At 50.2% G+C, this 25,419-nt stretch carries 17 protein-coding genes; 15 read left to right on the top strand and 2 right to left on the bottom strand.

Annotation, left to right across the window (positions count from 1 at the left end; translation table 11 throughout):
* Positions 1-190: 190 nt before the first annotated feature.
* From GmarT_RS14375 to GmarT_RS14305, 15 genes are all read left to right on the top strand, one after another.
* Positions 191-1,570: an MFS transporter gene (locus tag GmarT_RS14375; RefSeq protein WP_002646568.1), complete on the top strand. Its 1,380-nt coding sequence runs from the start codon at positions 191-193 to the stop codon at positions 1,568-1,570.
* A 60-nt stretch (positions 1,571-1,630) separates the two neighbouring features.
* Entirely contained in the window at positions 1,631-4,591 is a 2,961-nt protein-coding gene (gene nirB / locus GmarT_RS14370) for a nitrite reductase large subunit NirB (RefSeq protein WP_002646569.1), read from the top strand.
* Positions 4,592-4,605: 14 nt separating this feature from the next.
* Positions 4,606-5,376: a ferredoxin reductase gene (locus GmarT_RS14365; protein WP_002646570.1), complete on the top strand. Its 771-nt coding sequence runs from the start codon at positions 4,606-4,608 to the stop codon at positions 5,374-5,376.
* 6 nt (positions 5,377-5,382) lie between these two features.
* Positions 5,383-7,128: a DmsC/YnfH family molybdoenzyme membrane anchor subunit gene (locus GmarT_RS14360; RefSeq protein ID WP_002646571.1), complete on the top strand. Its 1,746-nt coding sequence runs from the start codon at positions 5,383-5,385 to the stop codon at positions 7,126-7,128.
* Between the two features lie 40 nt (positions 7,129-7,168).
* Positions 7,169-9,367, top strand: a complete 2,199-nt coding sequence (locus tag GmarT_RS14355; protein ID WP_002646572.1) for a molybdopterin oxidoreductase family protein — start codon at positions 7,169-7,171, stop codon at positions 9,365-9,367.
* 314 nt (positions 9,368-9,681) lie between these two features.
* Positions 9,682-10,722 carry an alpha/beta hydrolase gene (locus GmarT_RS30010; protein ID WP_002646573.1) on the top strand — a complete coding sequence of 347 codons (1,041 nt, stop codon included), beginning with the start codon at positions 9,682-9,684 and terminating at the stop codon, positions 10,720-10,722.
* 323 nt (positions 10,723-11,045) lie between these two features.
* Entirely contained in the window at positions 11,046-11,570 is a 525-nt protein-coding gene (locus tag GmarT_RS14345; RefSeq protein ID WP_002646575.1) for an RNA polymerase sigma factor, read from the top strand.
* Positions 11,571-11,614: 44 nt separating this feature from the next.
* Positions 11,615-12,175, top strand: a complete 561-nt coding sequence (locus GmarT_RS14340) for an anti-sigma factor (RefSeq protein ID WP_002646576.1) — start codon at positions 11,615-11,617, stop codon at positions 12,173-12,175.
* A gap of 4 nt (positions 12,176-12,179) precedes the next feature.
* Positions 12,180-12,863 carry a hypothetical protein gene (locus GmarT_RS14335; RefSeq protein WP_002646577.1) on the top strand — a complete coding sequence of 228 codons (684 nt, stop codon included), beginning with the start codon at positions 12,180-12,182 and terminating at the stop codon, positions 12,861-12,863.
* A gap of 51 nt (positions 12,864-12,914) precedes the next feature.
* Entirely contained in the window at positions 12,915-15,659 is a 2,745-nt protein-coding gene (locus GmarT_RS14330) for a DUF1549 domain-containing protein (RefSeq protein ID WP_149302881.1), read from the top strand.
* Between the two features lie 92 nt (positions 15,660-15,751).
* Complete coding sequence (locus tag GmarT_RS14325) at positions 15,752-17,050, top strand: DUF1501 domain-containing protein (RefSeq protein ID WP_002646579.1); 1,299 nt, start codon at positions 15,752-15,754, stop codon at positions 17,048-17,050.
* Positions 17,051-17,131: 81 nt separating this feature from the next.
* Positions 17,132-17,650, top strand: a complete 519-nt coding sequence (locus GmarT_RS14320; RefSeq protein ID WP_002646580.1) for a hypothetical protein — start codon at positions 17,132-17,134, stop codon at positions 17,648-17,650.
* A 299-nt stretch (positions 17,651-17,949) separates the two neighbouring features.
* On the top strand, positions 17,950-20,811 hold the full coding sequence (locus tag GmarT_RS14315) for a DUF1553 domain-containing protein (protein ID WP_002646582.1): 2,862 nt from the start codon (positions 17,950-17,952) through the stop codon (positions 20,809-20,811).
* Between the two features lie 15 nt (positions 20,812-20,826).
* Positions 20,827-22,266, top strand: coding sequence for a DUF1501 domain-containing protein (locus tag GmarT_RS14310; protein ID WP_002646583.1), 1,440 nt, complete (start codon positions 20,827-20,829; stop codon positions 22,264-22,266).
* A gap of 168 nt (positions 22,267-22,434) precedes the next feature.
* The gene (locus GmarT_RS14305; RefSeq protein WP_002646584.1) at positions 22,435-23,790 is read left to right on the top strand and encodes a purple acid phosphatase family protein; all 1,356 of its coding nucleotides are present in this window, start codon (positions 22,435-22,437) and stop codon (positions 23,788-23,790) included.
* Between the two features lie 155 nt (positions 23,791-23,945).
* On the opposite strand, the gene GmarT_RS14300 is transcribed toward GmarT_RS14305, so the two are convergent.
* Together GmarT_RS14300 and GmarT_RS14295 are read right to left on the bottom strand one after the other, a co-directional pair.
* Entirely contained in the window at positions 23,946-24,146 is a 201-nt protein-coding gene (locus GmarT_RS14300; RefSeq protein WP_002646585.1) for a cold-shock protein, read from the bottom strand.
* Positions 24,147-24,599: 453 nt separating this feature from the next.
* Positions 24,600-24,848 (bottom strand): hypothetical protein, encoded by a 249-nt coding sequence (locus GmarT_RS14295; protein ID WP_149302879.1) that lies wholly within the window; start codon positions 24,846-24,848, stop codon positions 24,600-24,602.
* Positions 24,849-25,419: the final 571 nt, after the last annotated feature.

Below are 25,419 nucleotides of genomic sequence, written 5' to 3'. Positions count from 1 at the left end.
AGATGATCTAAATAGATCATTTTGAGCGATGTTTCTCGCAAATGATTGCACGTTTTCCGTGTTGTTGACTCCGATCCCCACTCTCGCATTCCCGGGCTGATTGTGCGCCTTTTGATTGTCTGAAAGTGAATTGCTATCGATCAAATTCACCTTACGAACGCTCTCAGACATCAGCAAAAGGCACACTGAAATGGAAATTCAAAATAAGGCAACCAGAATCAATCTGTTCAATTTTACCACGCCCCAGATGCGTGCATTTCATATGTCCTGGTTTGCCTTTTTCCTCTGTTTCTTTGCCTGGTTTGGTATCGCCCCGCTTATGAAGATCGTGCGGGAGGAAATGCATCTGACCCAGGAGCAGGTCGGCTGGTGCATTATCGGCTCGGTTGCCATTACTGTCATCGCCCGACTGTTTATCGGCTGGCTCTGCGATCAGATTGGACCCCGGCTCGCTTACACATGGCTTCTGGTTCTCGGTTCACTGCCTGTGATGGGAATTGGTTTCGCACATGATTATACCACATTTCTAATCTTTCGAATTGCAATTGGAGCAATCGGCGCTTCGTTTGTGATTACCCAATATCACACATCAATCATGTTTGCTCCGAACTGTGTCGGGACCGCAAACGCAACCTCTGCCGGCTGGGGTAACCTGGGTGGGGGTGTCACACAGATTGTGATGCCTCTGATTTTCACAATGTTTATCGGCGTATTGGGATTCAGTGAATCGATGGGCTGGCGGGCATCAATGTTCGCCGCCGGTCTGGTGTGCGCTCTGACGGGAATCGCGTATTATTTTCTGACACAGGATGCTCCGGAAGGGAACTTCAAAGAACTTCGCGAAGCTGGCAAACTGCCTGAAAAGAAAATGCAGAAAGGGATGTTCTGGAATGCCTGCAAAGACCATCGTGTGTGGGCGTTGTTTGTGATTTATGGTGCCTGTTTCGGCATTGAGCTGACCATCAACAATATCGCTGCACTCTACTTTCTGGACTACTTCGATTACTTCAAGAAAATGGAGACTGCAGAAGCCATCAAGATGGCGGGCCTGTTCGCGGGGATGTTCGGGTTAATGAATATTTTTGCCCGGACCCTGGGTGGTGCCTTCGGCGACCGCTTCGGTCAGAAGTGGGGCCTGAGCGGACGAGTGAAATGGTTATTTGTTGTCATCTTCTGTGAAGGAATTGCTTTAATGGTCTTTTCACAGATGAGCGTACTGGCGATGGCATTGCCGGCCTTGATCGTCTTCAGCCTGTTTGTGCAGATGTCTGAGGGAGCCACGTATTCTGTTGTTCCTTTTATCAACAAAAAAGCACTGGGAGCGGTATCCGGAATCGTGGGTGCAGGTGGAAATGCCGGGGCAGTCTCTGCCGGATTTCTGTTTAAAACGCAAGCCATTAACTGGCCTACCGCTTTATTCATTCTCGGGGCAATTGTTACCAGTTGTGCCTTCCTGACTTTTTTAGTCCGGTTCACTGAAGAAACGGAAGAAGAAGCACGTCTGGCTCACGATTCTGCCATCACACTGAAAACCGGCGAAAAGGAACTTGCCGCTTCTCTGGGACAATAACCGTTCGACTGCGAGAGACACAAATTACGCGCTCCTCTGATTTAATAAGGTATTGATAAAGTGATTCAGCAATCTTCGGGACAACAGAAAAATGTGGTTGTGATCGGAAACGGCATGGTGGGCTTGCGCATGTGCGAGCAACTGGTCGAAAAAGATCTGGCCCGGGAATACAAAATTGTCACCTTCTGCGAAGAACCTCGTGCTGCTTATGACCGGGTGGGACTCACGCAGTTTTTTGCCCACAACGACGCCGAAAAACTGATGCTGGCGCGTCTGGAATGGTATGCAGAGAACAATATCGACCTGCATCTGGCCGATCGCGCTGTCAGTATTGACCGTCAGAATAAAATGATTCGTTCGCAAAAAGGGGTTGAAATCCCCTATGACAAAGTAGTCATCGCGACAGGATCGTATCCTTTCGTCCCGAACGTACCTGGCATTAAAAACCGTGGTGTCTTTGTTTACCGCACAATCAACGACCTGGAACAGATCATTGATTACGCTAAACATTCAAAAAAGGCAGCCGTAATTGGTGGAGGCTTACTCGGGCTGGAAGCAGCGAAAGCGGCCCTTGACCTGGGTCTGGAAACTCACGTTCTGGAATTTGCACCACGACTGATGCCGCGCCAGATCGATGATGCGGGTTCAAAGATCCTCGTACAGAAAATTGAAGAACTCGGGGTCCAGGTGCATTTGAACAAAGCTACGGACTCTGTTCTGGGTGAATCCAGTGTATCAGGCATCCGTTTTCAGGATGGCGAGGAGTTAGAACTCGACATGATTATTGTCTCCGCGGGGATTCGTCCACGAGATGAACTGGCGCGAGAATGCGAACTGGAAGTCGGCGAGCGGGGCGGTATCCTGGTCAATGACAAGCTGCAGACTTCCGATCCTGATATCTACGCGGTAGGCGAAGTGGCTTTGCATTCCGGCATGGTATACGGTCTGGTCGCCCCCGGTTACCAGATGGCAGAAGTCGCAGCGACTCATTTATGTAACGGTGAAGCGGAGTTTTCCGGCAGCGATCTCTCTACCAAACTGAAGCTGATGGGAGTCGATGTCGCCAGCTTCGGTGATTACGAGGCGGGGCCTGACATTTCCAAAAGTCTGACTTTCGAAGATCCTTTTAACGGCGTTTATAAGAAACTGGTCTTTAATAAAGAAGGTACAAAACTGCTGGGCGGGATCCTGATTGGCGATGCCTCTGATTACGGCAGCCTGTCTATCATGGCGAAATCCAGCGATGCACTTCCCTGTAAGCCACACGAACTGATTGTGGGGGCAGGGGGAGGCATTCCTGGTGGCAGTGCGGCAGACATGGCTGATGACGCACAGATCTGTTCCTGTAACAACGTTTCGAAGGGACAAATCTGTACCGCCATCAAAGAGCAGAATTTAAGCTCGGTCGATGAAATCAAAGCCTGCACGAAAGCCGGCGGGGGCTGCGGAGGCTGCCTGCCTCTGGTGACGGATGTCTTTAAAGCCGAAATGAAGGCCGCGGGAATCACGGTCAGCAATCGGCTGTGCGAACACTTTGATTATTCGCGTACCGAATTATTCGACATCATCAAAGTTAAGAAGCACAAGTCCTTTTCTGCAGTAATTGAAGATTGCGGTTCCGGAAATGGCTGCGAAGTCTGTAAACCGGCTGTTGCCTCCATCCTGGCCAGTTTGTGGAACGATCACATTATCAATCATTCCGGCCTGCAGGATACCAACGATCGTTTTCTGGCAAACATGCAGCGCGGGGGGTTGTATTCTATTGTGCCTCGCGTTCCCGGCGGTGAAATCACTCCGGAAAAATTGATCGTGCTGGGTGAGGTCGGTAAAGAATACGGGCTCTATACGAAAATTACCGGTGGTCAGCGTGTGGATCTGTTCGGGGCAGAGGTCCATCAACTGCCGGAAATCTGGGAGAAACTGATTGATGCCGGCTTTGAAAGCGGGCACGCTTACGGTAAAGCATTACGAACCGTCAAAAGCTGTGTGGGAACCACCTGGTGCCGCTATGGGATCGGGGATTCAGTTGGCTTCGCAATTAGACTGGAAGAACGCTACCGCGGAATCCGGGCACCACATAAACTGAAAGGGGGCGTCTCAGGTTGTGTTCGCGAATGTGCTGAAGCCCAGAGCAAGGACTTTGGACTGATTGCGACTGAGCATGGCTATAATCTGTATATCTGTGGAAACGGTGGTGCCAAACCGCGGCACGCCGATCTGTTTGCATCAGACCTAGATGAAGAAACCTGCATTAAATACCTGGACCGTTTCCTGATGTTTTATATTCAGACTGCAGACAAATTAACGCGTACTGCCACCTGGCTGGAAAAGCTGGAAGGGGGCATCGATTATCTGCGAGAAGTGGTCATTGAAGACAAGCTGGGGATCTGCGATGAGCTGGAAAGCATGATGCAATCCCTGGTTGATACTTATCATTGCGAATGGAAAGAAGTGGTCACCAATCCGGAAAAACGACGGCTGTTCGAGCAGTTTGTCAACACGGATGAGCATGAGACATCAATTGAGCTGATTCCGCAACGCGGGCAGACCCGGCCCGTTGACTGGGCACCTGATTTTGTTGCTTTTGACGACATAAAAATACCTGAGAAAAAACCTGATCAGAACAGGGAGCCACGAGAGTGGGTCAAAGTCGGAACGATCAGTGATTTTCCTGCAGAAGCCGGTTCTACTGTAAAATATGGTAATTCACAAATTGCGGTTTTCAACTTCGCCAGCCGTGGTGAATGGTATGCCTGTCAGCAGATGTGTCCTCACAAAAAGGCAATGGTCCTGTCGCGGGGAATTATCGGTGATGCGGCTGGTATCCCGAAAGTCGCCTGCCCGCTACACAAAAAAACCTTCTCGCTGGAGAATGGTTCCTGCCTGAGTGGTGAATCAGAATATGAAGTCAATGTATTTAAGGTTAAAATAGACGAACAGGACAATGTGTACCTGGAATTACCGGACTCCAGTGTACTGGACGAACTGATCAATCACAGGGAATGTGCTGGCGCTCACTAAGCACAGGTTATGGAATGATACAATTCAATCAACAAGACTGCAAAATACATAAAGATCAACTGATATCGCTCCCCGTCACAAAGGTTATCCAGGAAGCGGACGACGTCTGTACTTTTCGACTTGATAATTCACAGGGATTGATTCCCCCTCATCAACCGGGGATGTTTGTCAAAGTCTGCCTCGACATTAATGGAGTGGAAGTCTGGCGCAGTTTTTCGATCAGTTCTTCTCCCCATCAAAGGGAACGGATTGATTTAACCATTAAACGTAATCACGCAGGACAGGTCGGGAATTATTTTTTTGATCACATTCATGTTGGCAGTCATGTGTTTCTCAAAGGTCCGTTGGGACAATTTCACTTTGATCCTGCGCAACATGTCGAGCCTGTCATTCTGCTGTGTGCTGGCATTGGGATCACTCCCATGATGAGTATCGTGCGTTATCTGCATGCGACCAACGTGAACCGGATCTGCTATCTGTTTTATGGTGCCCGGACACATCGAGATATTATCTTTGATCAGGAAACACGAGACCTGATCACTGAGATGCCGGACTTCCATTACTTTCTGACACTTTCTCAGCCGGTTCCTCACTGGCTGGGATATTGTGGACAACTCAATTTTGATTTCATGATCTCGAAGATCCCCCAGGTTGAGTTATCCCGATTCTTTTTATGTGGCCCGCGGAATTTCAATCAGGATTTCACACTTCGACTTCTTGAAATGGGAGTACCACACGAACTGATTCACAGTGAACAATTTCATAAAAAAAACAAAACCAGATAGAGACACATGAACTTCGACGTTGACGGACCCAATCTGAATCAGTCTTGTTCCAGTAATGCTGGTTCTTCTGTGGCGCCGCGGGGAACTTCCTCCGAACAGGAATTCGATCTGATCTCACTGCTGCTGAAAGAACAACAGACACTGACAGCCATTGATCAGTTTGCCAAACAATATGATGCCAACCAGTTACCCGTACAGTCGCGTTATTATGCGGATTTGATTCCTTCAGCAATTCCCCAGTCTGGTGAGCAGTATGCGTTCGGCGTGGACCTGGATCGCTGTTCGGGCTGTAAAGCCTGTGTGACGGCCTGTCACTCTCTGAATGGTCTGGATGAAAATGAAACCTGGCGCGATGTCGGGTTGCTCACGGGGGGAACCAACCAGGACCCGATCTATCAGCACGTCACCACTGCCTGTCATCACTGCCTCGACCCGGGGTGCATGCAGGCCTGCCCGGTCAATGCTTACGAAAAAGATCCGATTACGGGAATCGTCCGGCATCTGGATGATCAGTGTTTTGGCTGTCAGTATTGTACACTGGCCTGTCCTTATGATGTGCCCAAATATCACAGCAAAAAAGGAATTGTCCGTAAATGCGACATGTGCAGTCAGCGATTGTCCGATGGAGAAGCCCCCGCATGTGTGCAGGCCTGCCCGCACCAGGCAATTTCCATCAATATCGTCAACAAAGAACAGGTCATCGCCGATTCAGAAATTGATCAGTTCCTGCCCGCCGCTCCCGATCCACAACATACCTATCCGACAACCACCTATAAATCAAAAAAACCGTTCCCCCGCAATACGATCCCTGCGGATTATTATTCCGCCAGCCCGCAGCACGCCCACATGCCTCTGGTAATCATGCTGGTGTTAACACAGCTTTCAGTCGGCGCTTTTCTGACCAGTCTCGCGCTGGAATATTTCCTCAGTGCCGAATCGACTGCCGGCATGACGCGGATTACGGCCACGTTTGCACTCTTCTTTGGCCTGGTCGCGCTGGGTGCCAGCACACTGCATCTGGGGCGACCACAATATGCCTTCCGGGGAATTCTGGGGCTTAAACATTCCTGGTTGAGTCGTGAGATCCTGGCGTTTGGTGTCTTTTCCAATACTGCCATGGCATATGCGCTGTTGACCTGGCTCTCCGGCGACTCATTCGCATATTTGAAAACCTGGCAGCCTCTGACAGGTCAACTGGTCGGACTGACGGGAATCATCGGTATCTTCTGTTCGATCATGATCTATGTATTCACAAAACGTGAGTTCTGGAACTTTGAATCCACGTTGATCAAGTTCGGGCTGACGGCCGTACTGCTGGGAATCACTTCCACTCTATTCACGCTCTACTTACTGGGCATTTATTCCAGTTCTCCGGAATCAAAGTTACTGGTGACCCAGGCAGGTCCGATGCTGGCGAAAGCGTTGATTGTCACTGCAGTCTGCAAACTTGCGTTCGAAGCGTCCCTCTTCCGCTATCTGTTGCGGCGTCAGAATTCTCCATTAAAACGTTCTGCACTCTTAATGAGTGGGGAGCTGTCCAATATCACGCTGGCACGGTTTGCCTGTGGTATTCTGGGAGGCATTCTGATGCCGGCCTTTTTGTTAAATCACCAGTCTCAACCTTTACATACCTTAAACCTGTTAATCATTGTCACCTTCCTGTTTGTCGCCAACCTCGCTGGTGAACTGCTGGAACGCTACCTGTTTTTCTCTGCGGTCGCCGCTCCCCGCATGCCAGGTGTATTACGATGACTCACTTTTTATCGCACTGGAATCGGTTTCGATGTCTATAATGGACCCCTCAAATTTAGGCTCCCTCATTCATCAGAAAGAGGGGCACCTGACCAGAGAGTTGTTACTCTCTCCCGGCGGATTTGGTCTGGGCAAGGTCCCCGAAAAGAACCTGCCTGATTCCACAACCCAGATGGTTTGTGGCTTTTGTGGTACGGGATGTAACCTGAATATTCATTTAAAAGATGGAGAAGGAATCTGCGTCAGTCCGACGACAGAGTATCCGGTCAATCTCGGCATGGCCTGTCCGAAAGGCTGGGAAGCCCTGTCTGTGCTGGAGTCGCCCAACCGTGCCATCAGCCCCCTGGTCAAAAAATCTCCCAACCACTGGGAGCCGGTTGACTGGGATACCGCCTTGAGCCTGTTTACCCGCAAATTTAAAGGTATCCAGCAGAAGTATGGCGACGATTCCGTTGCCTTTCTGAGCACAGGTCAAATGGTCACGGAAGAGATGGCTTTCCTGGGCGCACTGGCTAAATTTGGCATGGGCATGCAACATGGTGACGGGAATACCCGCCAGTGCATGGCCTCAGCAGTCACCGCTTACAAACAGTCGTTTGGCTTCGATTCCCCACCATTCACCTACCAGGACCTGGAAGAATCAGACGTACTGGTCTTTGTCGGCGCGAATCCCTGCATCGCCCATCCCATCATGTGGGAACGGGTGATGCGTAATCCCAATTCGCCTGAAATTATCGCCGTCGATCCGCGCAAAACAGAAACCGCGATGCAATCCAGCCTGCATCTGCAGATCTATCCGAAATCAGATCTGCCTCTGTTTTACGGGATTGCCCGTATTCTGATCGAGCAGGGCGCGATCGACGAACAATATATTCAGGAACATACCGAAGGGTTTCAGGAATTTGCCGCACATGTGGCTGAATATTCGCTGGAACGGGTCATCTCAGAAACGGGACTGAGCCAGACCGCGATCGAGAAGTTTGCCGATCTGATCAAATCAGGCAAACGGGTTTCGTTCTGGTGGACAATGGGAGTGAATCAGAGCTACCAGGGTGTCCGTACCGCACAGGCTCTGATCAACCTGGCGTTAATGACTGGCAACATCGGACGCCCGGGAACCGGCGCCAACTCAATTACAGGGCAGTGTAATGCAATGGGCTCCCGGTTATTCAGCAATACCACGAATCTATTGGGGGGACACGATTTTCTGAACGCCGAACACCGCGATAAAGTCGCCCGCGTGCTCTCGATTCCCACTGAACGGATTCCCGATCAGAACAGTTGGCCTTATCACAAAATCATCGAAGGAATTCTGGCTGGAAAAATCAAAGGACTGTGGGTCATCTGTACGAACCCGGCCCATTCCTGGATTAATCAGGGTCAGGTACGCGACATTCTGGACCGTCTCGACTTCCTGGTGGTTCAGGACATGTACCATAATACGGAAACCGCAAAATTTGCTGATCTCATTCTGCCGGCTGCCGGCTGGGGTGAAAAAGAGGGGACCTTCATTAATGCGGAACGGCGGATTGGTCGCGTGAAACGGGTCAAACGCGCTCCCGGCCAGGCATTGTCCGATTTCTCCATCTTCAAACTGATCGCCCAGTACTGGGGCTGTGGCGAGATGTTCAAAAACTGGAAATCCCCGGAAGATGTGTTTCAGTTGATGAAACAGTTAACCAAAGGTCAACCGTGTGACTTTTCCGGGATCGAAAACTACACCGCGGTGGACGAGCAGGGGGGAATACAATGGCCGTTCCCCGATTCTGAGTCACAGCCTCCTGAGTCGCAACGCCGACTCTTTGCAGACGGTCACTTTTTTCATGAGAATGGACGGGCGCGTTTTATCTTTTCAGAGCCTTCCAAAATGCCGGAGCCACCTAACGAGCAATACCCTTTCATTCTGTTAACCGGACGAGGGACCGCATCTCAGTGGCATACACAGACCAGGACCAGGAATTCTGATGTGCTCCGCAAGCTGTACCCCGAGCGGATCTATGTGGAGATCAATCCCCAGGATGCCCGCGCCAAATCCATCCAGCCCAATGACTGGATTATGGTTGAATCACAGCGTGGTCATCTGAAAGCACGGGCCTTCATTACTCAATCGGTACAGCCGGGACAGCTTTTCATTCCCATGCACTATGAAGAGACTAACCAGTTGACAGATGCGGTGTTTGATCCGCATTCCAGTCAGCCATCTTATAAGTGCTGTGCAGTTAAAGTGAGTACAAACTGACTGTAATAACGCACCTGAAGTCAGCGGCACACTATTATGGTCTCTTAAAAATATTGCCCGTTCGCACGCCTTCCACTTCTGCCCCTGTTTTCCCCATCCGACTTTAACATAATATCCGTATTGTCGACATTGCCCTGGTAATATCTGACGGCAGTCGTCAGAACCGGAGATTGTATTAAATCGCGCATATCGGTTCAGAAGAATACCGATATCAATTTCAAGCGCTGATCGTACGACCAAACAGGAAGTGCGCGCTGCATGTGAGAAAAGGTGCCCCCCCAACACTCATCCATTGAATTCAATAAATCAGGCCAATGAATTTATTACAATCTCAATTCATGCAGCTCAAAGTCCTTACTTTCTGCTGCCTGCTGTTGTTTATCACACCAGGCTATGCCCAGTCTGTTCCTCCCGCACCCGCATGCGATACCCCTGCTGCAGAGTGTCTCAATACACCTGACTGCGTCAGTTGTGTTCCCGAGATCAACTACTGGGTTGTCAGCAGTCGTTGCTGTATTCAGAAAAGTAAATGCTGTTGTCCCTGCTGCGAGTTTGACGTGTATCATTCCAACGCCGAGGGCAGTGTTACAGAGCAGTCGATGGAGAGTCTGGTCCAGTCGATTCATCCGGAAGCCCCCATCTGTATTATGGTTCATGGCAGCTTCGTCGACTGGGACAGTGTGCTGAACGATTCTTACAATACCTATCTCTGGTTGCGAAGTGCCGCACCGCAGATGCCGTTAAACGTGATTTTCTTTACCTGGCCCAGTGATGAGATGAAGACCAGGATCATCCCCATTGATGTCAATATCCTGGGGAAGCGTGCAGAGTATAATGGGCATTATTTGACGAGACTGATTGCGAAACTTCCCGAACATCACCAGATCAGTATGCTGGGACACAGTCATGGAGCTCGCACGGTTGCTTCCGCCATGCATCTGATTGGCGGAGGGAGCGTGCAAGGCGTCTCGTTGCAGGATTGCGGCATTCACATCTGTTGTCGGTGTCGACATTTTCGAATTGTCTTCGCTGCCGCTGCCATCAATCACAACTGGTTAAATCCGGGAGATCGGTATGGCTGTGGCCTGAACTGTACCGACTGTCTGATCAATTTACGAAACCACAAAGACCGGATCCTGCTGTTTTACCCGATCCTCGCTCCTATCTCCCGCCGGGCGCTAGCCCGAACGGGTTTCACTTACCTGGACAGACGGGCGCTGGGGGCTGACGTCAATCGAGTCCATGATATTGATGTCTCAGAATGCGTCGGAGCAGGACATATGTTTCCGAATTACTACAGCCATCCGGAAATCGCGGAAACGATTGTTCCCGCCATCTACTTCCAGAACCCATAATATCTCTTCCTGAACCCTGAGCTACTGCAATCTGGCAGAGAACCTGTCTTTACGTCCACTTTTAGAGCAGAGAGTCTCTCCCAATCTCCTTCCGGATCAGGAATTTATTTTGCAACTTAACTCTCAGAAGTATATTCTGATTGAGGATTTCCCGCCTGCTGACAGGCTGAAATGTCTGTACTCTTCTGCTGTGTAGGGACTTACGCGAATTCCACCTTCTTCGGATCATTTTCAAAAAGCTGCGATTTTCTGAAAATAAATCCGCCAGCTCGTGCATCTGTATTACTAAAAGCCGTGGTTTTGTTAACAAACGGGAGTTGAAATTGGCCACCGGAAACGATGGCAAACTCGCCCCCGAGCTCGTCCATCAACTATTTGAAGACCATGCTGGCGAATTGCGCGCTTTTTTACTGGGTGTATTACGCAACCATGATCTGGTTGATGAAGTATTACAGCTGACGTTTTCCAAAGCCCTGGAATCAGGGGGCACCTCGAAAGAAGAGACCCGCAAAGGCTGGTTGTTTCGGGTCGCCTATAACGAAGCGATGGGACTGATCCGTTGGAACACGATACAGAGGAAATCACTGAATCAACTGGGACAGACAACAAAGTTTTTCTCGAACGATTCACCCGATCAACGGCTGCTGGATGACGAAAACATTGAACAGATCCGACTGGCACTCACTCAATTACCTGAAAGTCAACAGGCGGTCGTGAAAGCCCGGATTTATGAGAATAAAACATTTAACGAAATTGCACAGGACCTGGATATCCCTCTGGGAACTGTACTGACGCGGATGAGACTCGCCCTTAAATTCCTTTCAAGTCGGCTTGATCATCCTTCTTAATAATTCGGAACGGAATATCACTGCTGCTTGCCAAGAACATGACTATGAATCACTTAACCCCTGAATCTGATAACCCTGCAGACCGTGACCTGAACTGGATCGCGTTCCAGTACGTCACAAATGAACTCTCTGCCGATGATTCACAGAAATTCGAATCACTGCTGGCAGAGAATCAGTCGGCACGTGAAGCTTTGGCACAGGCAACCCGTCTGATGGAAGGTTTACATGCCATTGAATCCATGCCTGTCACAGTGACTCCCCGGATTCACCCTGTTGCTCACCGCCGGGTGCTGAAATGGACTTTGGCCAGTTGCTCAGTCGCCGTGATGCTGTTCCTGGCGATTTCCCTGCTGCCTGAATCTCAGACTCCCGAAACCGAACTGGTTTCACAGTCAACTCTCACCGATGCTTCGGAAGAAGACCTCGAACACCTGCTGAGCCTCTGGTCCGAGTCGGCAGAAGACAATCAACTGATCTCACAGAATACCACGACGGAATCCGTCGACGGGCTGGATCAACAGACAACACTGGCTGAAAGCCATTCGCTCGATATTCCAGACTGGCTTTACACAGCCGTCGCTCTCCCGGATGAAAGTGTGAACTGAATCCATGCTATCAAGCCCTCATAAACCTGATACGTATTCATGCCTGCTGCTGTTACTCCTCAGTGGCAGCTGCCTGCTGTTGCCTGCTTCTGTCTCTGCGCAAAACGGTGCGAAAGGCGAAACAGTCAAGATTTCTCGAGATGCTTCCAAAGCGAAAGAAACGGTCTCTCCGGAATCCAAATCAAATAAAGAACAGAAATCCAATAATGCGATCAACGCGAAACGGGAAAAACTGGCGATGGAATTTGCCCGCGCCCATCATCCTGAACTGGCAGACCTGATCCAACGTCTGAAAAAACACAAACCACGCGAATACAAACGTGCCATTCGCGACCTGGACACCACCCTCACCAAACTGGACCGATTCAAGAACCGGGACAGTGATCGCTACCGTCTGACTCTGGAACGCTGGGAAGTTGATTCGCGCATTCGGCTGATGGCCGCCCGCGTTTCCATCATGGGCAGCAGAGATGATCAATCAGAATTAAAAACACTACTGAAACAGCGAATGGATCTGCAGCTGGAACTGTTAAAACACGAAAAAGCCATGGCTGAAAAACGCGTGCAGAAACTGGAAAAATCCATCGCCGATATCGAACAGAACCATGACAGGCTCGTTGAGACCGAGTTGACTAAAATCAACCGCAGTATCAAAAAATCGGGCCCCTCGAATAAAAAACAAAAGTAAACGGATTACTCTTTGACAGACTTCAACGTCGTCTTTAATGCAAGGTGTGATATGAAATCAATTCGCATGACAGGTTGTTTCTTCTCTTTACTGGCCGTCATCTCGTTGCCCGCAACGCTTGAGGCAGCTGATCAGGCTGACATCAAACAGCCGGTCAATCAGCGATTTTCTGATCCAGCCAGTACCGAAGTCCCTCAGTTCCAACAACACGTCGTTCCGCTGCTGGGCAAGCTGGGCTGCAATGGTCGTGCCTGCCATGGTTCCTTCCAGGGGAAAGGCGATTTCCGCCTTTCGCTGTTCGGCTATGATTTCACGATGGATCACCAGCAGTTGACCGATAAAGATGCCGAACGCATCAACCTGAAAGATGCCGCTGAAAGCCTGATCATCCAGAAGCCGTTAAACGAAATTGAACACGAAGGGGGCAAACGCTTCGAGAAAGACAGCTGGCAGCATCGCCTGCTGTTGAGCTGGGTGAAAGCGGGCGCGAATGGTGTGCCTAAAGAAGCCCCAAAATTTGAACGACTGATTGTCACCCCCGATGCAATTCAGTTCAAAAAAGAAGGGGAAACCGTCTCTTTAAATGCGATTGCAGTCTGGTCTGACGGAACCCGCGAAGACGTGACTCCCCTCTGTCGCTTCCAGACCAACAACGAACAGATTGCGACGATTTCCGAAGAAGGCCTCGTCACTGCTGCCAAACCAGGAGACACCCATGTGGTTGCCTTCTACGATGCCGGCGTGATTCCAGTTCCGGTTCTGCAGCCTGTCTCCGAACAGTACGGCGATAAATATCCGCAGATTGCCGCTGCCACAGCAGTCGACAAACATGTGGTCAACAAATTGCAGAAACTGGGTATGGTCCCCGCTGACAAATGTGATGATGCTGAATTCCTGCGTCGAGTCAGTCTGGACATTTCCGGCACACTTCCCGCACCGCATGAGATCGAAGCTTTTCTGAAAAACACCTCGCCCGACAAACGCTCACAGAAGATTGATGAGCTGCTGGAAAGCCCTGGCTATGCTGCCTGGTGGGCCACCAAGCTGTGTGATTTCACTCAGAATAACTACGACGACCTCGTCAACGTCTCTCCCGTCCGTGAACGTCCCAGCCAGGACTGGTACGACTGGATTAAAAAACGTGTCGCCAACAATGTCGGCTACGATAAAATCACCGAAGGTATCCTGCTGGCAACCAGCCGTGAAAAAGGAGAAAGCTTCGAAGAGTTCACTAAAAACATCAATGCCATTTACCAGGACAAGCCCGGAACAGACATTACGGACCGCGATCACATGCCTTATTACTGGGCGCGACGTGACCTGCGGAACCCCGATGACCGTGTGCTGGGCTTTGCTTACACCTTCCTGGGAATCCGCATTCAATGTGCCCAGTGCCACAAACATCCGTTTGACCAATGGACCCAGAACGATTTTAAACAGTTCCGCGGGTTCTTCACACGGGTGAATTTCGGCGTCAATCCGGAATCAAAAACAGAATACGCGGCAATGGTGGATGAACTGGGTGCCGACAAGCTGCGTGGTAACCAGCTGCTCCGCGAATTGAGCAAAGAAGTCAAAAAAGGTAAAGATGTACCTTTCATGGAAGTGTATGTACCTAAAGCACGTCCTGCGAATAAGAACAACAAAAACAGGAAGAATCAGAATAAGAGAAGGCGTAACGCTCAGACTCCTGATACGGCCAAGCTCCTGGGGGCCGAAGTGGTTCAGATCAATGAACTGGACGATCCACGTACTGCTCTGATGGAATGGTTACGTCGTGAAGACAATCCTTACTTTGCGAAAGCCTTCGTCAACCGCGTCTGGGCCTCGTACTTCAACCGCGGCATTATTGAACCCGCGGACGACTTGAACCTGGCCAACCCACCCAGCAATGGACCACTGCTGGATTATCTGTCACGCGAATTCATTCGTCGCGATTTCGACATGAAATGGTTGCATCGTGAAATTACGAATAGCGACACCTACCAGCGCAGCTGGCAGACCAATAAAACCAACGAACAGGATGAAGTCAACTTCAGCCACTACATTCCTCATCGTCTGCCGGCAGAAGTTCTGTACGATGCCATTCACCAGGCAACTGCTTCTGATGATGCGATCGATAGTATGAAAAACAGCCTGAGTGATCGTGCGATCGCGATTGCTGCCTCGGGAACCCGAAACCGGGCCATGCGGGATCAGCAGTATGCGTTGACCATCTTCGGACGATCCACACGTGAAAACAACTGCGACTGTGATCGTTCGGTCGACCCCAGCCTGTTACAGACGATGTATATCAAAAACGACAACGATGTGTACTCAGCCATCAACCGTACCAACAGCAGCTGGCTGTTCCAGGTCGGTCAGCAACTGGGTGCCGTACAGAAACCAAATGCTCAGAAAGAGCAGATGAGTGATCGCCTGGAGAAACTTCAGAAACAGGCCAAAGTGGCAAAACAGCGTGTGGCCGAACTGAGAAAGCAGGATGATAAACAGAAACTTCAGCAGGCACAAAAACGATTTAAGGAATTGAATGGGAATATACGAAAAGTGCGGCAGATGGCCAGCAAGGCCGGTAATAGTCCTGCAAAACTGCAGTCCTTTGACGGGCCGATTTCCGCTGAGAAATCAGAAGAGATTATCACGAATACGTATTTGAGAAGCCTGAGCCGTTATCCAACAGAAGATGAAATTGCTTCTGCCAGAAAATACCTGGGTGACTCGCAGAATAAAATTGATGGCTTGTATGACCTGATCTGGGCTGTGATTAACACGAAAGAATTCATGCTCAATCACTAAAACATTCTGAAACACAACAACAATCTACTGTATCACCAAACAACTTTCGCCTGGTTTTCAACTTCAGGCATCACAATGTGAAAGGAATTCTCATGGCTTTATCAATGACCTGCGATGGAGTGAAACGACGCGATTTTTTGAAAATCGGAACACTCGGCTTCACTGGCTTGACCCTCTCTTCCTATCTGCGAATGGTGGATGCTGGACAGGCAAAACCGGAAAAAGCGAAGTCGGCAATCTTCATCGAACTTTCCGGCGGTCCTTCGCACATGGATACGTTCGACCTCAAACCGGAATCGTCCAGTGAATACCGTGGGGAATTCAAACCCATTAAAACCAATGTCAATGGAATCGAAATCTCCGAGCATCTGCCAAAGCTGGCTGCCTGTATGGATAAGTTCGCTCTGCTCCGTGGCGTCTCACACTCGGTTGCCGCTCACGCGTTGGGTCGCGCTTATGTGAACACAGGCAGCCGACCTTTACCATCACTGGAATATCCTGGCTATGGTGCCGTCTATACCAAAGAATATCCCGGTCCGGCAAACCTGCCTCCGTATGTTTCGATTCCCAATTCGACACAAAAACCGGGTTTCCTGGGGGTCAAATACGCTCCATTAAACACCGGCGCGACTCCTCGTCCTGGCCAGCCGTTTAACGTACGCGGTATTTCACTGCGTTCCGGCCTAACGATTGAAAATATCGAACGTCGCGAATCACTGCTGCGGGAGATCGATCAGAAATTCAGCAGTCTGGAAAAGAATTCACAGCTGATTGAAGGGCTGGATCGATTCGGCCAGCAGGCTCAATCGATTATCACTTCAAAACGCGCCCGTGATGCGTTTGATGTTTCCAAAGAATCACCGAACTTTGTCAAACCGTTTGGCGAATCCAGTTTCGGCCAGAGCTGTCTTCTGGCTTCGCGCCTGGTGGAATCGGGCGTACGTTTCGTAACGGTCTCCATGGGAGGCTGGGACACGCACAACAAAAACTGGGATGCCCTGGAAAACCGTCAGCTGCCTCCGTTCGATGAAGGGTTGTCTGCTCTGTTCAACGGGTTAGCTGAAAAAGGCTTACTGGAGTCGACCGCCGTCTATGTGACCGGCGAGTTCGGACGAACTCCCAAAATCAATCCCCAGCGTGGCGGACGTGATCACTATCCACGCTGTATGTTCATGCTGATGGCCGGTGGTCAGGTCAAAGGGGGACAGGTACTCGGCAAGAGTACCGCTAACGGAACGGAACCGGCGGGTGATGGATTCTCTCCCGATGACGTCGCCGCTTCTTTCTACCACAACCTGGGTATCGATTTTACCAAAGAATATCACACCAACACCGGACGACCGATTACCATCGTGCGTGACGGTGCTGTCATTAACAAGCTGTTTTCTTAAGAGAATCTTATCGTGGCACTTCCCGCCAATATCCATGTTGGATGTCTGGCATTAACTGTTATTTCCTGAGGGGGAATGAGAATGTTGAAAGTATCGAAAGCGCTTGTGGCTGTAGCTTTAATCATGGCGTGTGTTGCATCTGTCGATGCAGCAGAGAAAGGTGCCAAAAAGAAAAAAGGCAACAGAAAGCAGGCGAACGTCACGATTCAGGCTTTGAAATTACCTGAAACGATCGAACTGAATGCGGAGCAGAAAGAAAAAGTGGAAGCACTCAAAAAAGAGTACACACCACAATTTGCTGCACTGCAGAAAAAGAACCGGGAGATCCTGACAGCTGATCAGATCAAAGCACGTCGCGCCGCAATGAAGGAAGCCAAGGACGCCGGCAAAAAAGGAAAAGAACTGCGTGAAGCAGTCAGCGCTGCCCTGAATCTGACTGATGATCAGGAAAAACAGATGAAAGCCGTCACCGGAGATATCCGGAAGTTGAACGGCGAAGTGGTCGGTAAACTGGAAGGCGTCTTAACTGCTGACCAGTTTGCTAAAATCAAAAAGCCTGCGAAAGGTAAGAAAAACAAAAACAAAAAGAAAAACAGCTGATCTTCAGATCAAGCTGATTGATTTTCTGCGCTGAATGCATTTGCAGGCCATGAAGCCATTTGCGTTTCCCCCTGATTCAGGTTTCTGAATCGGGGGTATTTTTTTATCCTGTCTGAATTCGTACTCGATAAAATCGATTCAAACGTCGTAAGTTCAGAAGTAGAGACAATTTGACGGCGTCTCCCGGCTGAAAAAGAGTTGTTTTCGGTCTCAAATCCTGATATAAACATTAGTTGATTCACTTTCGATAAATGGACGAGCTGAAGGGTCATCCCCATACCGAGTGAGGAGCAGGCTGAATGTTGCAGACTGAACCAAAAACCTGCCTGATACGAATACCAGTTTTGATACTACTGGTGTCAGGTCTGATGTCACCTGCCTGGAGCGCGGAAGCTGCAGGAAAAGTGAGTGACAAGGGAATTGAGTTTTTCGAATCGAAGATCCGCCCGGTCCTGATCAAACACTGTTATGAATGCCACGCTGCTGATTCCAAATCGATTCGTGGTGGTCTTTTGCTCGACACACGAGCCGGCCTCTTAAAAGGTGGCGATTCCGGACCTGCTCTGGAACCAGGCAAACCGGCAGAAAGTATGCTGCTGGAATCATTGCGGTTTGAAAGTTTTGAGATGCCGCCTTCCGGAAAACTGTCTCCAGAAATCATCGCCGACTTTGAAACCTGGATCACAATGGGTGCCCCGGATCCCCGGGATGGCGAAAGTAAAATCGTCAAACAAAGCATCGACATCGAAGCTGGAAAACAGTTCTGGGCATTTCGCCCTATCACTGACCATCCTGTTCCCACGGTCACCGATGCGGACTGGAATGAAACCGACATTGATCGATTGATTCGGGCACGTCAGGAACAGCAGAAACTCAAGCCCTCTGCGACCGCTTCGCGCACCACGCTGGTTCGTCGATTGTATTACGATCTGACCGGTCTGCCTCCGACTCCCGCTCAAATAGATCGCTATCTGAAAGATCCGAGTCCTGCCGCAACGGAAAAGCTGGTAGACGAACTGCTGGCATCACCGCATTTCGGCGAACGCTGGGGACGTTACTGGCTGGATATCGCCCGCTATTCTCAATCCACGGGGGGCGGTCGATCACTGCTGTATGATTCTGCCTGGCGGTATCGAAACTACGTCATCGATTCGTTCAACGCAGACAAACCTTACGATCAGTTCATCACCGAGCAGATTGCCGGAGACCTGCTAAAAGCGAAAGACTATCAACAGCAGCGCGAACATCTGGTGGCGACCGCCTTCCTGCTGCTGGGCCCGACCAACTATGAACAGCAGGATAAAGAACAACTGCGGATGGATGTAATCGACGAACAGATCCAGACTGTTGGCCGGGCCTTCCTGTCGATGACACTCGGTTGTGCCCGTTGCCACGATCACAAATTCGATCCCATTCCTGCTTCCGACTATTACGCGCTGGCAGGCATTTTTCGCAGCACAAAAATGTTGACCCCCGGAAATGTGTCTGGCTGGACCAAACGCCCATTACCACTGCCGACTCCAGAGAAAATGAAGTACGATGCCTATCATCAAACCCTGGCCAGCCTGGATTCACAGATTAAATCAAAGCAGGGTGAACTCAAGCTGCTGCGCGAGAATCTGAATACGATTACGCTGGATGATTCCTCCGCGACGCTGATTGGCGACTGGAAAGAATCCACGTTTTACAAAGACTATATCGGCAAAGGCTATATTCACGACCAGCATACTGCCAAAGGAAAGAAGCTGGTGAAATTTTCGCCCCGCAAGCTCAAGTCCGGTCGCTACGATGTCCAGTTGGCTTACAATTCGGCTGAATCACGGGCTTCCCGCGTGCCGATTACGATTAAAACCCCCAAAGGGGAGCAGACCGTTTATCTGAACCAGCGACTCCAGCCCACGGATGGTGCTTTCGCTTCTGTCGGCGAGTTTGAGTTTTCGGGAACGAAGGCCGATGAAATCATAGTTTCCAACGAAGGAACCGACGGCTATGTGATTGTCGATGCCATCCGCTTTATTTCCGCTCCTGTCATTGCTGCTGACAAGAATCAACAGCAGGCAGCTGTCTCGGAATATAAACAGACGCTGCTGAAAATCAAAGAAACGAAACATCAGCTTACTGCTCTCAAAAAAGAAATGGAACAGCATAAGAAGGCGGCTCCTCCCGCAGTTCCCGAAATCATGGCAGTCGATGAGCAGGACGAGCCGGGAGATTTTCATGTGTTGATTCGCGGTGACGTCCATCACCCGGGCAAACAAGTCCCCCGTGGGTTTATCACGGTCGCGCAGACATCCAAAGCCCCCACGATTCCCGCTGATGCCAGTGGCCGCAGAGAGCTGGCCCGCTGGATCACCGATCCTCAAAATCCACTGACGGCCCGCGTGTATGTCAATCGGATCTGGCATCACCTGTTCGGTTCCGGCCTGGTACGCACGGTCGATAACTTTGGTTTTCGTGGCGAGAAACCTTCTCATCCCGAACTGCTGGATCACCTGGCTTTGAAACTGATCGAAAACGGCTGGTCGACCAAAGCCATGATTCGCGAAATAGTCCTTTCGAAAACGTATCAGCTTTCCAGCAGATCCACAGCGGAACAACGGGAATTGGACCCGGATAACCGGTTGCTATCCCACCAGAACCATCGCCGCCTGGATGCGGAAGCGATCCGGGATACGATTCTGTTCATGAGCGGAACACTGGATCTGTCACAACACGACCAGACCATCCGCCCGGATACCAAATCGGAATACGGTTACCAGTTCCATAATCAGTTTCGCAGCGTCTATGTCCCGGTCTTTCGAAACCGCCTGCATGAGCTGCTGGCGATCTTTGATTTCCCCGATCCTAATCTGTCGGTGGGACGACGAAACACCAGCACACTGTCCACGCAGGCGCTGTACCTGATGAACAACCCGTTTGTGATCGAACAGGCCCAGCACACGGCTGAACGGTTGCTGGAAAAATATCCCGATGATGAATCGGCCCGCATTGATGCCTTGTTTCGCATGTCACTGGGGCGACTTCCCAGCACGGCGGAAAAAAACAATACCGCTTCCTTCCTGAATCAAACCAATCCACAGGATTCGACAACAGAACTGGAACGCTGGACCGCCTGTTGTCAGACGATTATTGCCTGTATCGATTTTCGCTATATAAAATAAACCTGGAGTGATTCCATGTTCCCACAACATCAACCCGTTACCCGACGTCAGTTACTGGCCACCTCCGCCTGTGGTTTTGGTTCCCTGGCGCTCAATGGAATGTTGAATTCCGCTCGCGCGAACAGTCCTTCTGTCTCCCATCAGAATCCGCTGGCTCCCCAGGAACCGATGTTTCCCCCGCGTGCCAAACGCATCATTTTTATCTTCATGCAAGGCGGTCCCAGTCAGGTTGATACCTTTGATTATAAACCGCTGCTGGCGAAAAAAGATGGGGAAGAACTGGAATTCAAGGACTCCCGCAAGATCGCCAAGACAGGCGGCTATGGCAAAGAAAAGGTAATGCAGTCCCTCTGGAAATTCCGCCAGTACGGTGAAACCGGTCACTGGGTCTCCGATCTGTTTCCGGAAATCGGCAAACAGGTAGACGATCTGTGCTTCGTGCACAGCATGCACACCAACGGCGTAGCGCATGGCCCGAGCACTCTGTTTCTGCATACCGGAACAACAAACCTGATTATGCCCTCGGTTGGTTCATGGGTCACTTACGGACTGGGAACCGAGAACGAGAACATTCCCGGTTTCATAACCATTTCTCCTTCTTCCTCGAACGGCGGTCCCCGCAATTATTCAAACGCGTTTCTGCCTTCGCATTACCAGGGGACTGCATTGGGACGGGCCGCCCAGCCGGCGAAAGAGGCCCGTTTTAATAATGTCAAAAATCAACAGTGGTCCCTTACGAAACAGCGTCAGCAGTTAAATCTGCTGCAGTCACTGAATCAGAGTCAGTTACAGTCGAACCGGGAAGATGACGAACTCGCGGCCGTCGTGAATTCATTCGAACTGGCCTTCCGAATGCAGCAGCATGCACCGGGTCTGACTGATCTGTCGGGAGAATCAAAGGCCACATTTGATTTATATGGAATCGGACAGCCAGAAACCGATGATTTTGGACGCCAGTGCCTGTTGGCCCGTCGCATGGCAGAAGCCGGAACGCGCTACATCCAGGTGAATTACGCCGACAACGGCAATACGCCCCGCTGGGACCAGCACAGTAAAATCCAGAAACACGAAATTCATGCAAAAGCAAGCGACAAACCGGTCGCTGGATTAATCCAGGATATGAAGCAGCGTGGTCTGCTGGAAGACACACTGATCTGGTGGGGCGGGGAGTTCGGTCGTAATCCCTTCAAGCAGGGCGTGGACGGGCGAGACCATAATCCCAAAGGCTTCACCCACTTCCTGTGTGGTGCGGGCGTCAAAGCTGGTTTCTCGTATGGCGCGACCGATGAATTTGGCCACGAAGCGGTCGAAAACAAAGTACACATGCATGACATGCACGCCACGCTGCTGCATCTGCTGGGCATTGACCACGAGCGATTAACGTATCGTCATGCCGGCCGGGATTTCCGGCTGACCGATGTGGAAGGCCGCGTTGTTTCAGAACTCTTTTCCTGAAGCAATTGCTGTCACGCTCAATGAAGATTCGATGAAATCAGCCACATCTGCAGTCCGTAGACTTAATCTGTCATATCCCTGCGCGATATAACCAGACTGATAATCACCGTCAGGCTCCTGCCATTCTACAAGTATTCATTCCCGCTGTTTCACAGTCCAAGGCACACCATGTCCCACCACTCCTGCATCCTGTTTCTCACACTCAGTCTGCTCGGCTTCACTTTGCCAGCTCATACTTTAACCTATGCTAAAGAACCGGGCGCACAGATTTATCAGCCAACTCCCGTTCCAGACCGAATCATGCTGACGTGGAAACAGGACCCCGCTCATACTCAATCAGTCACCTGGCGAACCGACACTTCCGTTACAAAATGTTATGGAGAAATCGCCGTCGCTGAAGCAGGGCCGGACTTTGCCAAAACAGCGCGTCAGTTCAAGGCGGAAACCAGTCAGTTGAAAACAGATCTGGGGGACTGTCATTTTCATGCCATCACATTTACCGACCTCAAACCGGACACACTCTATGCCTACCGGGTCGGTGCTGATGACACCTGGAGTGAGTGGATGCAGTTTCGTACCTTGAGTGATCAAGACGATCCGATTACCTTTATCTACTTCGGCGATGCACAGAATCAGATCAAATCGCTCTGGTCACGCGTGATCCGACAGGCGGTACTCACCGCTCCCGAGGCCCGTTTTCTGCTGCATGCGGGAGATCTGGTTAATCGAGGTAATAAAGATGAGGAATGGGGGGAATGGAATTATTCGGGAGGCTGGATTAACGGGATGCTGACTAATATGGCTATTCCGGGGAATCATGAATATGACGTCAATCGTGTGAACCCGACGGCTGAGGAACAGAAAACCAAAAAAAGACATCTGGCGCGACGCTGGCGACAACGATTTGAATTTCCGGAGAACGGTCCCAATGGAATGAAAGAGACCGTTTATTATCTCGACTTCCAGGGAATACGCTTCATCGGCCTGAACTCGATGGACGACAGAGAGGCACAGGCCAAATGGCTGGAAACCGTCCTCAAGGAAAACCCGAACCGCTGGACGATTATCACACATCACCACCCCATTAATTCCGTCAGTGAAGGGCGGGACAACCCGGAACTTCGCGAGCACTGGCAGCCGCTCTATGACAAATATCAAGTCGACCTGGTGCTGCAGGGGCACGACCACTCTTATGGTCGCACGGGATTACAACTGCAGCGTAACACCAAACGCAAGGCATCGCATCAATCAGCTGGAGGAACAGTGTATGCTGTCTCGGTGAGTGGCCCTAAAATGTATGAGCTCAAGGCAAAGAATGAATTTTTAAGACGGGCCGCTGAAACTCAGCTCTACCAGGTGATAACAGTTGAGCCGAAAGAAATTCGCTACCAGGCATTTACTGCAACAGGCACCCTGTACGATGCGTTTACACTGCGAAAGAATTCTCGCGTGGGAGGACCGAATGAGCTGATCAATCAGATTCCCGATACGCCGGAACGGACAGGCTCTGCGAAAAAAGATTGAATCAATAAAAAAACGCCCGGAAGAAATCCGGGCGTTTTAACTGTAGAGTTCAGCGGTCTATGACTAGAGCGCATCACATTTAACCATAGCGTCTCTCAATCTAGTATACTCGGACCAAATGGCCCTGGAGACGCTACAGTAAAACTGGACACAGTCTAGTCGACGACTTTCACGCCTGTCGCACAGGGACCTTTACGACCCTGACCGACTTCGTATTCGACCATCTGACCTTCCTGAAGTTCTTCGAGTGTCACACCCTGTACTTCAGAATAATGAAAAAACAGGTCGCCCCGTTCGCCTTCAATGAACCCGAATCCGCGATCTGAAACAATTCTCTTAATCTTACCTTGTGGCATTTCTGCTCTCCAACCAAATAAACCGGTGACACACGACAGCTCACATACAGAGCCAGCGATAGTCAAATAATGAAAGCAGATAAAGCTACAAAAATCGAAGCGGATACTTACGTAGTAGGCCAGCTACGCACAATGGAGCGGGAAGAGATGAACGACCCGAAGGAGGTTATTCTACACCTTGTCTCTGCTCGTCATACTTTCATGACAGGTTCATTATACTTGGTACTGTTTTTTTGTAAAGTTCGACTAAACTGCTTTAGCCTATTTCTGGACAGTCCCATAAGTACTGTCCAGAACCACCAGACAGGCATAAAAATGGGAAGATTTTCGCAGGCCCCCCTATTTACCGGACTACTGGTTGTTCCTGCTGGTCTATTTGGAGTTGAAACGTTTCCCCAGCAGAGGCCAGATGGCGAAATCCCGGTATGATTCTCTCTATCCTGTATTGATACATCAGATGATTTTCTCCCAGAGTCCGATGTAAAATTCCACGATCGGCACCAACATCGGTACTTCAAACAGGGGCGTGTAAAACATACCGATATAATACATGGCAGGGGACGGCCCGACAGGGCTGGCGGCGAACTGGCGGCAGATTGCGATGATCGGTCCCGCACTCAGCAGATAGAGTGTCAGCAGGATAGCGATACTGTAGCCGCAGCGACGGATGATTTTCCTGGTGAGTTCATGACTGGTTTTCACAGATCCTGACTCCTCAATAAAACAGAAACAGTGGAACTGGATCCGTGCAGGAAATGACTCTCCCGGGATTACCAAGTTTCATTTCCTTAAGCGAATGAGCTCGTAATACTCAGTGTAGAACTTCGCGAATAATTCGTTTCTGTTAAGTGCCCCAATCACAGGTGCGTAGAACATTTCCAGCCGCGCATGATACGCGCGGGGCACTTGTCCGTATTGGTCTTCCAGAAAGACCAGTACCGGGCCGAAACTCAGGACATAGATCAACAGTAAAACAATTACCAATGAGCCGCATGAACGCAGTATTTTCAATTTCCTGTTCTCGGCCATGCAGGATTTCTCCAGACAAGATCCATCGAAACGTGCCTGATTATTTTAGCGGTCCTGCTTCAGAAAGATATCACAATTTTCGATATTCAGCGGCAACCTGCGATACCTGCTTTCTGTCCTGATGCCGGTTTCCTTATCGTATAAGATCACAATGACTCTTTCTCATCGATCAATGTCGTCTGGAATCATTCGACAAACCAGGAATCAGCTGCTACAGTTTCTATCAGGCAATTTGAGACATTCC

The organism is Gimesia maris, assembly GCF_008298035.1.
Lineage (GTDB): Bacteria > Planctomycetota > Planctomycetia > Planctomycetales > Planctomycetaceae > Gimesia > Gimesia maris.
The sequence above is the reverse complement of the archived record's forward strand: the minus strand, read 5'-3'. Positions and strand labels throughout refer to the sequence as shown.